Source organism: Synechococcus sp. Cu2B8-bc1011, from assembly GCF_047302735.1.
In the GTDB taxonomy this organism is placed as follows: domain Bacteria; phylum Cyanobacteriota; class Cyanobacteriia; order PCC-6307; family Cyanobiaceae; genus Synechococcus_C.
This window is the reverse complement of record NZ_CP138915.1, coordinates 2214875-2226390: the sequence shown is the minus strand read 5'-3', so window position 1 is coordinate 2226390 and position 11516 is coordinate 2214875. Positions and strand designations below refer to the sequence as shown.

Below are 11516 nucleotides of genomic sequence, written 5' to 3'. Positions count from 1 at the left end.
TGGAATGCTCAGTCACGAAACAGGTCGAGTGGTAGGGGGCCCCAGGTCGGACCTGAGTGTTGCGATTCAACTTGATGTCCGCTGAGCAAGAAGCCTTGACCAAGGCCCTCCTCTGCACGGATGCGAATGCAACCGGTGGATTGGTTGGCTTTCAGGAAAACGCCGCTGTCAATCCGTGTCTCATCCGCGAGCTGCATGGATGGCCAACCCATCGCCAGTTCAAGGTCGCGAAGACAGGTCATCGCTTCAATGGATGAGGAGGCCATGACGCCAACCGTGAACCAGGCGAAGTGGCTCATCTCAGCGATCAGCTCAGTTTTGAGATTCTTCCGCTCAATCGCACTCAGCGGAGGAGCACTGCGTAATCGATTGAGATCGGCCAAACCATTGATCGCTGGATCGCTCATTCCCCAACGCTCCCACTGTTGTCAAAAGAAAGTGATGCTTGCCTGTCTTGGTTGGCCGATTGTGCCGTTGCGATCAGGCGTTCCTTGGTGATCACGCCAAGGTCGCCATCGCGGCGGCTGCGCAGGCTCGCGGCGCCCTGTTCAGCTTCTTTGGCTCCAATAACAGCCAGCACTGGGATTTTCATTTGTTCTCCTGTGCGAATCAGCTTCCCAAGACGGTCTCCGCTGCGATCGATGCTGGCGCGAATACCAGCTGCTTTGAGCTGGTTTTGAAGCTCTTCCGAATAACCCAGAACTTCATCTGTCACCGGGAGAAGCCGGATCTGTTCTGGGGCGAGCCAAAACGGAAAGTCTCCCGCATAGTTTTCGGTCATGATTCCGAAAAATCGTTCGAGTGAACCGAAAATGGCCCGGTGAATCATGATCGGGCGCTGTTTGCTTCCATCAGCAGCGATGTAGTCGAGTTCGAAACGCTCAGGCAAGTTGAAATCGAGCTGAATGGTGGAGCACTGCCACATCCGACCAATGGCATCCTCGATTTTTAGGTCGATCTTGGGGCCATAGAACGCTCCGCCACCCTCATCGATTTTGTAGGCCCAGCCCTTGCGTTCTAGGGCTTCGATCAGGCCTTTGGTCGCGAGCTCCCAGACAGCGTCATCGCCGATGGCTTTGTCTGGTTTTGTTGAAAGGTTGATCTCGTAGTTACTGAAATCAAATGTTGAAAGAATCCGTTCTGTGAGATTCAGGATTTGCAAGATCTCATCACTGATCTGTTCGGGTAGGCAAAACACGTGGGCGTCGTCTTGCGTGAAGCCACGGACTCTCATCAGCCCGTGCATCACCCCAGGGCGCTCGTAGCGGTAAACGGTTCCAAGCTCCGCCCATCGGATCGGAAGTTCTCGATAGCTGCGAAGTTTGCTGGCGTAGGTCAGAACGTGGAATGGACAGTTCATCGGCTTGAGCTGGTATTGCCTCTCATCCACCTCCATGGGGCCGAACATGCTCTCCGCATAGAAGTCGAGATGTCCAGAGGTCTTCCAGAGGCTGATGTCTGCGACGTGGGGTGTGTAGAGCAGCTCATACCCCCCCTCAAAGTGTGCTTGCCTCCAAAAGTCTTCAATTAAGAGACGCATGCGTGCGCCTCGGGGATGCCAGAAGACAAGGCCCGCGCCCGCTTCATCTTCGATGGAGAACAGATCGAGGTCTTTGCCAAGGCGGCGGTGATCACGACGGAGTGCTTCTTCTTTGCGGCGTCTGTGCTCTGACAGTTGCTCGGCGGTCTCCCACGCCGTGCCATAAATGCGCTGAAGCTGAGCCTTGGTTTCGTCACCACGCCAGTAGGCACCTGCCACACTTTCGAGCTCAAACGCTTTTGGATTGAGTTCGCTTGTGTTGGCTACATGAGGCCCAGCACAGAGATCCCACCAATGCTCACCCAGGGTGTAGAGCGTAATTGGCTCGACTAGTCTCTCGAGAATTTCTAATTTGTAAGGCTCGTTTTGGGCCTTGATTCGACGTTCTGCTTCCTCACGACTGACTTCAATGCGTTCTAACGGGAGCTTGCGGCCAATGATTTTTCCCATCTCCTTCTTGATCGCCTTGAGATCTGCTTCCGTAAAGGGTTCCGGATTGTCGAAGTCGTAATAAAACCCTGCCTCAGTCCAGGGACCAATAGTCACTTGGGCCTTGGGAAATAGCTTCTGAACTGCCATGGCCATCACGTGGCTCATGGAGTGGCGAATCTTGAGCAGATTCTCACTTTCGCTGGTCTTGGGCAGAATCACAGGCGCGATAGGTGCGGGGGTGGTTGCTGCGACGCTGCTCACCGTTTCCTGTTCAAGGCCCGCCATCCTATGGGTGTGCGTTGAACATGCAATGAATCAAGAGGCGGATGAACTGCTCAAGTCGTTGTTGGACTCGTTGCTCAATGACTTCAACCACTGGTTCAAACGTGGTCAGGAACTCCTAACAGCTTGTCCGGATTCAGTGATGACACGCGTTGAGCGCGAAGCGATGGGAGTTCGAATTGATGAGGGCCTTAAGGCGATTACGGCTACAAGAGCCCTCGTGAATGCCACCCCTGCGGCAATGGCCATCTCGATGGAGGCGATGACTCCTTGGCACCAGCTTGTGACCGAGGTCTGGGTCCTTGCCGCCCGTGTATCCGAGGCGAATGCGAAGAATTCGCTCTAGGCGCCTTGGCGAAGCTTCTGAAGATTTTCTGAATAAAAATTGGCTAACTCAGCATGGCTTTTGACGGGCTGACCGTAGGCACTAAGTCCTGAATGAGTGGGAAAAGATGCCCATTCAGGGGCGAGGCTATTCATCGCTTCAGCTGTTAAGCCTTTTTGGTCTACCTCGTTGAGAGCTCCGCGTCTTTTGACCAGATGAAGAGCCGCTTGGTCTTGATGTTCTGGAGAGAAACTGGGCAAACTCAAACGGCCTGAAACCTCCTGCCAAGTGGTTGGCAAGAATTGATAGGCACCAGCTGCGGCACTGACATAACGCTTAACGACCACCTGTTCGGGGTGTTTGGAGAGATCCTCAAACTGGCCGCCTCCATAAAGCGTGCGATAGCCAAGATCGTGCCCGTCCTTCCAAGTTCCTTCCGCAAAGCGAATGGTGTTGAGCAGGGCGCGTCGTTCAGGAGTGATGACGTAGGGGGAGGCTTTATGGTCCGTTTTGACGTCTTGAAGAAGGGCTGATGCCACTTCTTCTGCTTGATCAAGTCTTTCGCTGGAGCGTTCGGCGTGAATGCCTTCTCCAACGCCCAGAAGCAGCACCAAGCTGACAACACCGACGCCGCTGGCTTGACGGAACGCAGGTAAGACGGCGAGGGGCAGCTTGGCGAAGGAGCTCAGCAAAAGGTGACGTTCCGTAATGGAGACACCACCTTCTTCAGGAAAGGATGCTTTTGGCGAGTCGTTACCTACCCGCCTTGACGAGTGAGTATCAGTTGTGCATGAGCAGAAACACTTAATCAATCCCTGCTCGAGACTCGCGAGACGCGCTGTTTTAGCTAGCTCTCTCTGGCATCTCTCGGGGTTGGCGTCAAGACTTCTCAGTCAGCTTTAAGTATTAGAGAATCTTTTCAAAGAATGCTTTATTGATTAGGTCGTTAGGAAGCCCATGGCCTTGCGGACGCGATCCACGGTCGCTGTTGCCACACCTTCAGCCCGTTCACGGCCTTGTTGCAACACGTTCTCTAGTTCCGCCCGGTCATTCATGAGCTCGTTGTATCGATCTTGAATCGGCTCAAGAGCGCTCACGGCGGCCTCTGCCAGTAGGGGCTTAAACGTGCCCCAGCCCATCTCTGCGCATTCCTCGGCCGCGGCTGTTCGGCCTTTGCCACTTAGCAGCGCATAGAGGCCGAGGAGGTTGTCGGTTTCAGGTCGATCTGGGTTGCTGAACTCAAGACCCATTTGAGGGTCTGTTTTGGCCCGCTTGATTTTTTTGGTGATCAGTGCGGGTGGATCAAGAAGGGTGATCCGACTGTTGTCGTTTGGATCGCTTTTGCTCATTTTGTTGCGGCCATCCGTCAGGCTCATCACCCTTGCTCCTTCGCGCATGATCAATGGCTTGGGAACCTGCAGAAGCGGGTGATCCTCTGAGCCGAAGCGAGCGTTGATGCGTTGTTGGGCGATGTCGCGCGCCAATTCCAGATGTTGTTTCTGATCTTCTCCAACCGGCACAAGATCTGCGTCATAGAGAAGGATGTCGGCGGCCATCAACACTGGGTAGTCAAGTAGACCTACCGAGACGTTGTCGCCTTGCTTCACCGCTTTTTCTTTGAACTGAATCATGCGCTCCAGCCAGTTCAAGGGAGTGACGCAGTTCAGAAGCCAGCAGAGCTCGCTGTGAGCTTTGACCTGGCTTTGGATGAAAACGGTGGATTGATCTGGATCGAGACCGCAGGCCAGGTAGAGAGCTGCAGTGCTGAGGGTGTCCTCCGATAAGCGATTTGGTTGGTGCGGAACGGTGACGGCATGCAGATCTACGACACAAAAAAACGTGTCGTTGTCGTGTTGCAGGTCCACCCAATTGCGAATGGCGCCCAACCAGTTGCCCAAGTGAAGAGCACCTGTTGGTTGAACGCCGGAGAGCACCCTCGGACGCCCCATCGGTCAGGCTCCTGTCTCAGTGTTGTCGTCAGTCGCTTGCGTGTCGGTTCCATCGCTAGCGCTGGCGTCTGCTGAGGCGTCTGTTTCAGGTGCGGCCTCAGCCTCAGCCTCAGGCTGAGGCTCAGGGGCCGGAGGTTGGGGTTTAGCTGGTCTTGCGAAGGGATCAGGACGGGGTGTCCGATTTCTTTCACCCCGATTGCCGTCTCCGCGTCCGTCTTCGAATCGTCGCCCGCCCCCTTGGGCCCTCTGCTGAGCCACCAGCTCAGTGAGTTGTCCGTCCTCCAGCATTTGAGCAAGAGTGCGAACGGCAAACCCCAGCACGGCAACGGTTGAGCGCAGATTGAAAGCCTCTTGCAGGGCTCTCACCGCACGCATTTCGTTATCACTGAGTCGAATACGGAATCCGCCCCCCTCACGGTTGCCGGAATGGCGGCCGCCACGGGAGCCCCCGCCGCCCTCGCCTTGTCTGCCCTGTTGACGGGAATCTCGGTTGGAATCAGTCATGGCCCGAGGCCTGGAATCAGGCGCAAGTGTGACGCATCATCGAACGCCAAGAGGCTTCCTTTCTTGATCTCCTCGCTTATCCGTGGGTCCCACGGAAGGTGATCACTTGTTCGGCATAGTCCCGAGGTTCGAGATGAATGGTGCAACGAACAGGTCCGAACCGGGATTCCAGGCGCTCTTCAACCCGCTCAGTGATTTGATGTGCTGCGATCAGATCATCGACATCCACCACCATGTGCATGTCAATAAACACCTGCTGGCCCAGGATGCCTCGGCTGGCGATGTCATGGCAATTGAGGACTCCGGGGACCCCCAAGGCTTGCTCGTTGATGGCTTCGGGTGCAATTGCAATGTGATCCACAAGCCATGGGAGGTTGTCGCGTAACACCTGCCAGCAGACACGGATCAGAAGCACTGCGAGTGGCATGGCCAGCGCCACGTCTAGCCAGCTGATTTTGAATAGCCAAGCCCCAGTCAGGCCTACCAGCACAATCACCGTGGTCCAAATGTCACTCGTGGTGTGGTGGGCATCGGCGAGGAGCAGCGGACTGTTCAATCGGCGACCCTGACGACGCTCATAGCTTGCGAGCAGAAGATTGAAAACGAGCACCAGGAGTAGAAGCAAAAGCTCCGTGGCATTGATCCGAAGTTCAGGCAAACCCTGAGCCAATCGCTCGCTTGAAGTGATCAGGATTTCGATTGCGGTGAAGAAGATGAAACCGGCGACCGCTAGAGCCCCAATGCCTTCGTATTTGTGATGGCCATAGGGATGATCCCGATCCGGTTTCGGATCCGAAAGCCCGTTCGTGATCAGTCCTGTCAAGCTTGAAAGGGCGTCGGTTGCGCTGTGCATCGCGTCAGCGATGACAGCCAGCGATCCGCTAGCTACACCCACCAGCAACTTCAGCAACGTCATGGCCACGTTGATGATGAGGGCCACCAGTAGGACCCGTTTGACCTCATGTCGACGATCGCGGGCCATCGATGTCAGGCACAGGCCTACCAACCATATGAATGTCTAGCTGAAAGGTCCCGTTTTGAGGGACGGAGTCGGCGCTGCCAGTTTTTGTAGGTGCGCAAGTGCTTGTTCTGACTAAAAGGTTGAGCTAAGTAAGCTCCAAGTTGTGGATTTGTTGTGCTGATGCCGGTTCCATCAATCAGCACCAAAAAGCTGATTCCATCCATCGCAGGGAAACTTGCTCTGGCTGGAGGGAGCCTGGTATTTGGAAGTTGGGTGCTCAGCGACATTGTTCACCTCCCTGGAGGAGGTGCGGGGCTACTGGCTTTAGGGGCAGGCGTCTGGTGGGTGACCCGCCCCTCCAAGCCTGCCTCTTTTTCTGAGCCTTCTTCCCTCCCTGGTTGGATCCGTCGTTGTGAAGCGGTGCTCGCGCAATTCTCGGAGCTTGAGCTTTCATTAGGTCTGGATGGGTTGCGATCTCCCCGCGAACAGGAGCTGGACCGGTTGAAAGCTCTGCATGAACCTCTCAGTGTCGGAGTGGTCGTGAGTGAGGGTGGCACTCATCCGACCACGTCCGAGCTCCAAATCGCGTTGGAGGGTGTCCATTCACTTGAGCTCTGTATTGCGAAGCCGTTGCCAGTGGTTGCTGATGTCTGGAGCTGGCCTCAGGAGCTAGAAGAACTTGATGTGATCTTGTATGGACTTCCAATGCCTCTTAGGGCAGCTGATCTTTTGCGGCTTGAACAGTTGCCAACGGATCGTCCTGCTTGGTTGTTGATCAGGGATTCTGTCCACCAATCTCGCGAAGCGCGACAGGAAGCCTTGAGCTGTCAGTTACCTAAACAATGGTGCGATCGACTCTTGTTCTGGAGTGGTGAGTCAGCTGACTTACGGCAGGGCTTGCTTCCCGTACGACGTCATTTCGTTCAGCCTTCTCGGAGCCGAGAGATCACCAAGCAACGGTTGTTGACCTCTCTTCATCGGCGCTGGCAAGCGGAGCTGGAGCAGTTGCGTCGTGAACGCTTCCGATCGCTGCTTCAAAGAAGTCAGTGGATTGTGGCTGGTGTTGTGATTGCCTCCCCTGTTCCAAGCGTTGATCTTCTGGCTGTGGCTGTGGTGAACGGCTTGATGGTGAAGGATATGGCTCAGATCTGGGGCTGCTCCTGGAGCTCTGAGGTGTTGCAGGTTGTGGCGCGCCAATTGGGGACTGCAGCTCTTGGTCAGGGTGTGGTGGAGTGGAGTGGCCAAGCCTTGCTCGGGATGGCCAAACTTGACGGTGGTACTTGGTTGGCGGCGGGACTGATTCAAGGCCTCAGCGCTGCTTATCTCACCAGAGTTGTGGGAGCGTCAATGGCGGATTGGATGGCCCTGAATGCAGGAGTTGCCGAACCTGATCTTGAAGATCTGAAGCGTCAGGCCCCATTGTTGGTAGCGAAGGCCGCAGAGCGTGAACGCTTGGATCTCCCCGGTTTTGCTGATCAGGCAAAGGAATGGCTCAAATCACAGAGATATGCTGGTGCTTGATACAACTTCATGAAGAGTTCATGAAGTTGTCATGAACAATGTTGTCGAGATGATGAGATCTGTTTGTTCCTCTTGAATTGTGGAGGTCTTTTCATCATCTTGAGCTCGATCGTCTGTCCTTTTTGAGGATGGAGTGATCGATCCTGCTCTTATTTTTTTCTCATGGCAACTGCCGTTCGCAGTGGTCGCTTAAGCAGCTGGCAAAGTTTTTGTCAGTGGGTCACAGACACCAACAACCGTATTTATATCGGTTGGTTCGGTGTGCTGATGATTCCTTGTCTGCTTGCAGCTACCACCTGCTTCATCGTCGCTTTCATCGCCGCACCTCCGGTTGATATCGACGGTATCCGCGAGCCTGTCGCTGGCTCACTTCTTTATGGCAACAACATCATTTCTGGTGCTGTTGTTCCTTCCAGCAACGCCATTGGCTTGCACTTCTACCCAATCTGGGACGCTGCCTCACTCGACGAGTGGCTCTACAACGGCGGCACCTATCAGTTGGTGGTGTTCCACTTCCTGATCGGCATCTCGGCTTATATGGGCCGTCAGTGGGAACTCTCCTACCGCTTGGGCATGCGCCCTTGGATCTGTGTTGCTTACAGCGCTCCGCTGTCTGCAGCTTTTGCAGTGTTCCTGGTCTACCCCTTCGGTCAGGGTTCGTTCTCTGATGGCATGCCTTTGGGCATCTCTGGAACCTTCAACTTCATGTTGGTGTTCCAGGCTGAGCACAACATCCTGATGCACCCCTTCCACATGCTTGGAGTGGCTGGTGTTTTCGGTGGTTCACTGTTCTCCGCCATGCACGGCTCACTGGTGACCTCCTCCTTGGTGCGTGAAACCACTGAGAACGAGTCCCACAACTATGGCTACAAGTTCGGCCAAGAAGAAGAGACGTACAACATCGTGGCTGCTCACGGCTACTTCGGTCGCCTGATCTTCCAATACGCCTCCTTCAACAACAGCCGTAGCCTTCACTTCTTGCTGGGAGCCTGGCCTGTTGTTGGCATCTGGTTTACGTCCATGGGCGTGTCAACCATGGCCTTCAACCTGAACGGCTTCAACTTCAACCAGTCGATCCTTGATAGTCAGGGCCGCGTCCTGAACACCTGGGCCGACATGGTGAACCGTGCCGGTCTCGGCATGGAAGTGATGCACGAGCGCAACGCTCATAACTTCCCCCTCGACCTGGCAACTGTTGAGTCCACACCTGTGGCTCTGCAGGCACCTGCCATCGGTTGATCCGGAACCCAATCCAAGTTCAGATCAACTGAACGAGGAAGCCCCCGCCGAAAGGTGGGGGCTTTTTTTTGGTCAATGAGAGAGGAAGCGTCTTTAGGAGCCATAGGACCAGCTGGTTTCACGCCGATCCAAAGTTGGAAACGATTTTGAGCTCAACTGCTTTGGTAGGGAGTTAAGACTGATGGGCTCCAATGTTTTCAGGCTAAATGTGGTTTCAAGAACTGTTTTTGTGGCTGGAAAAAGATCAAGCAGTGTGAGGCTCGGATCAGATGTGCGTTGCGTCCCTAGCAATCGACGAGGTCCGTTTCCCATGGCACCAAGGCTCAGCAGTCGCTGCCCTTTGAGTTCGCCTGGATACCAGGCGTGGTGATGTCCTGAGAGATAGAGGTCTACACGATGGCGTTGCATCAAATCGGTGAGGTGCATGGCGTCTTCGATGCACTCACCGGCACGATCCCGACCCTGGCTGATGGCGGTCAGGGGGAGGTGTCCCATCACCACACAGCAATCGTCGGAAGATCTGGACTCTGAGGCCAGTGCTTGCTCAAGCCATTGCCGTTGAGCTCGATCAACCTTGGCGGAAGAGGCATCAATCACGACGACAAACAAGCCAGGTTGTTGAACGCTGAACTGAAATGGGTACTGCTTCGCATCGATGAACTCGAGCCCTAGCCGGCTCTTTTGTCGTTCCCAAAAGCGTTCCGCCTGATGGCGTTCTCTTGCAAACACGAACTGAGAGGCCCCTTTCTGACTGGATGCGTCGTGATTGCCCATCGTTGGGATCATTCCAATCCCCTGCTGAAGGAGAGGATTGAGAATGGTGGATTGGAAGCTGCTCCACATCGCCTCCAGCTGAGAATCCGTCAGGCTGATCTTCTGGCCGGCCACCATGTCTCCTGCGCAAAGGACCAGATCTGGTTGCAGTTCAGAGATCAGATCAAGTCCTCTTGCAACGGTTGGGCTGTAGAGGGTTGACCCATAAGGTCCGTTGAGATCACTGATCAAGGCAAAGCGATGATCTCCTCGCTCTAAGGCATCCCCTGATGCGAACGTTTTCTGATGGGGAGCTGCTTGAACAGCATTCAGCAACCCCCGACTGATTGCCGTGGTTGCTAACAGCTTCAGAAATAACCGTCTACTTGTTTGCATTCTCCTCAGGCTGCCTGTTCACCAACAGTAAGGCCATTAATTAGCTGAGCTGATCATTGGGATCAGGAGGCCTCACGCCGGGGATCGTGTCAGTTGCGCAAACTTCCGTTACATTTCTTGTGTCGGGTTGACCGACCTTCCTTATTCGCCACCGGGATTCATCCCAAAGGCTCTTTTCCGTTCTCATGACTACCACCATCCAGCAGCGCTCCGGCGCTAATGGCTGGCAGCAGTTCTGTGAGTGGGTCACCTCCACCAACAACCGTCTGTATGTCGGTTGGTTCGGTGTGTTGATGATCCCCACCCTGCTTGCCGCTACCACCTGCTTCATCGTCGCTTTCATCGCCGCACCTCCGGTTGATATCGACGGCATCCGCGAGCCTGTTGCAGGTTCACTGATGTATGGCAACAACATCATTTCTGGTGCTGTTGTTCCTTCCAGCAACGCCATTGGCTTGCACTTCTACCCCATCTGGGAAGCTGCCTCACTCGACGAGTGGCTCTACAACGGCGGTCCTTTCCAGCTGGTTGTGTTCCACTTCCTGATCGGCATCTACGCCTATATGGGACGTGAGTGGGAACTCTCCTACCGCTTGGGCATGCGCCCTTGGATCTGTGTTGCTTACAGCGCACCTGTTGCTGCTGCATCTGCAGTGTTCCTGGTCTACCCCTTCGGTCAGGGTTCGTTCTCTGACGCCATGCCTTTGGGCATCTCTGGAACCTTCAACTACATGTTGGTGTTCCAGGCTGAGCACAACATCCTGATGCACCCCTTCCACATGCTGGGAGTGGCTGGTGTTTTCGGTGGTTCACTGTTCTCCGCCATGCACGGCTCACTGGTGACCTCCTCCTTGGTGCGTGAAACCACCGAGACCGAGTCCCAGAACTATGGCTACAAGTTCGGCCAAGAAGAAGAGACGTACAACATCGTGGCTGCTCACGGCTACTTCGGTCGCCTGATCTTCCAATACGCCTCCTTCAACAACAGCCGTAGCCTGCACTTCTTCCTTGCAGCCTGGCCTGTGGTCGGCATCTGGTTCACCGCCCTTGGCGTGTCAACCATGGCCTTCAACCTGAACGGCTTCAACTTCAACCAGTCGATCCTTGATGGTCAGGGCCGCGTCCTGAACACCTGGGCCGACGTTCTTAACAGAGCTGGTCTTGGCATGGAAGTGATGCACGAGCGCAACGCTCATAACTTCCCCCTCGACCTGGCTGCTGCTGAGTCCACACCTGTGGCTCTTCAGGCACCTGCCATCGGTTGATCCGGAACCCAATCCAAGTTCAGGTCAACTGAACGAGGAAGCCCCCGCCGAAAGGCGGGGGCTTTTTTGTGGCTTGGGCTTAAAGCGATGAGTTCCGCTCAAGACCTATCCAAGCGATCGAGCTCCATCACTTTGCCCCATGCATCTACACAATCCCCCACGAAGCCTCCCTGGCCGTCGTTTTGGGCGTAGACCTCAGCAATGGCTTGCAGTCCAGCGTGATTCACCAGTGCTGCGATCACAACCGGTGAAGATGCCCTGCTTGTTGCCGCCTGAATGGCCGCTAAAGGGACACTTCAGATCAGACATGGCAACGGTCTTTCCGGTGGTTCTTGTCTTCTCGAGAGTA

Annotated in this window: 12 protein-coding genes; 4 read left to right on the top strand and 8 right to left on the bottom strand. The window is 54.9% G+C overall.

Translation table 11 applies throughout. From position 1 onward, the window contains the following. Positions 1 to 8: 8 nt before the first annotated feature. Positions 9 to 407, bottom strand: a complete 399-nt coding sequence (locus tag SIC18_RS11650; RefSeq protein ID WP_413429714.1) for a DUF1824 family protein — start codon at positions 405 to 407, stop codon at positions 9 to 11. Further along, positions 404 to 2257 carry a threonine--tRNA ligase gene (gene thrS / locus SIC18_RS11645; RefSeq protein ID WP_048346813.1) on the bottom strand — a complete coding sequence of 618 codons (1854 nt, stop codon included), beginning with the start codon at positions 2255 to 2257 and terminating at the stop codon, positions 404 to 406. Before thrS ends, SIC18_RS11650 begins: the two co-directional genes overlap by 4 nt. 25 nt (positions 2258 to 2282) lie before the next feature. Here thrS and SIC18_RS11640 point away from each other — a divergent pair, with 25 nt between their 5' ends. Next, the gene (locus SIC18_RS11640; RefSeq protein ID WP_048346812.1) at positions 2283 to 2600 is read left to right on the top strand and encodes a DUF2605 domain-containing protein; all 318 of its coding nucleotides are present in this window, start codon (positions 2283 to 2285) and stop codon (positions 2598 to 2600) included. Here SIC18_RS11640 and SIC18_RS11635 read toward each other — a convergent pair. The 4 genes from SIC18_RS11635 to SIC18_RS11620 form a co-directional block, all read right to left on the bottom strand. Continuing rightward, positions 2597 to 3271 carry a glycoside hydrolase family 104 protein gene (locus SIC18_RS11635; protein ID WP_048346811.1) on the bottom strand — a complete coding sequence of 225 codons (675 nt, stop codon included), beginning with the start codon at positions 3269 to 3271 and terminating at the stop codon, positions 2597 to 2599. The genes SIC18_RS11640 and SIC18_RS11635 overlap by 4 nt on opposite strands. Positions 3272 to 3517: 246 nt before the next feature. Then, the gene (trpS, locus tag SIC18_RS11630; protein WP_413429711.1) at positions 3518 to 4528 is read right to left on the bottom strand and encodes a tryptophan--tRNA ligase; all 1011 of its coding nucleotides are present in this window, start codon (positions 4526 to 4528) and stop codon (positions 3518 to 3520) included. 3 nt (positions 4529 to 4531) lie between these two features. Beyond that, positions 4532 to 5032, bottom strand: coding sequence for a hypothetical protein (locus tag SIC18_RS11625; protein WP_048346809.1), 501 nt, complete (start codon positions 5030 to 5032; stop codon positions 4532 to 4534). 76 nt (positions 5033 to 5108) lie between these two features. Continuing rightward, positions 5109 to 6014: a cation diffusion facilitator family transporter gene (locus tag SIC18_RS11620; RefSeq protein WP_048346808.1), complete on the bottom strand. Its 906-nt coding sequence runs from the start codon at positions 6012 to 6014 to the stop codon at positions 5109 to 5111. A 159-nt stretch (positions 6015 to 6173) separates the two neighbouring features. Here SIC18_RS11620 and SIC18_RS11615 point away from each other — a divergent pair, with 159 nt between their 5' ends. Further along, positions 6174 to 7514, top strand: coding sequence for a YcjF family protein (locus tag SIC18_RS11615; RefSeq protein WP_413429709.1), 1341 nt, complete (start codon positions 6174 to 6176; stop codon positions 7512 to 7514). A gap of 162 nt (positions 7515 to 7676) precedes the next feature. Next, entirely contained in the window at positions 7677 to 8753 is a 1077-nt protein-coding gene (psbA, locus tag SIC18_RS11610) for a photosystem II q(b) protein (RefSeq protein ID WP_413429707.1), read from the top strand. A 93-nt stretch (positions 8754 to 8846) separates the two neighbouring features. On the opposite strand, the gene SIC18_RS11605 is transcribed toward psbA (SIC18_RS11610), so the two are convergent. Continuing rightward, positions 8847 to 9902: a metallophosphoesterase family protein gene (locus tag SIC18_RS11605; RefSeq protein WP_413429706.1), complete on the bottom strand. Its 1056-nt coding sequence runs from the start codon at positions 9900 to 9902 to the stop codon at positions 8847 to 8849. 185 nt (positions 9903 to 10087) lie between these two features. On the opposite strand from SIC18_RS11605, the gene psbA (SIC18_RS11600) reads away from it, so the two are divergent. Beyond that, a complete protein-coding gene (gene psbA, locus SIC18_RS11600) occupies positions 10088 to 11167 on the top strand; it encodes a photosystem II q(b) protein (RefSeq protein ID WP_006854385.1) in 1080 nt (359 codons plus the stop codon). Positions 11168 to 11265: 98 nt separating this feature from the next. Here psbA (SIC18_RS11600) and SIC18_RS11595 read toward each other — a convergent pair whose 3' ends face one another. After that, positions 11266 to 11409: a hypothetical protein gene (locus SIC18_RS11595; RefSeq protein WP_413429704.1), complete on the bottom strand. Its 144-nt coding sequence runs from the start codon at positions 11407 to 11409 to the stop codon at positions 11266 to 11268. Between the last annotated feature and the right edge of the window lie 107 nt (positions 11410 to 11516).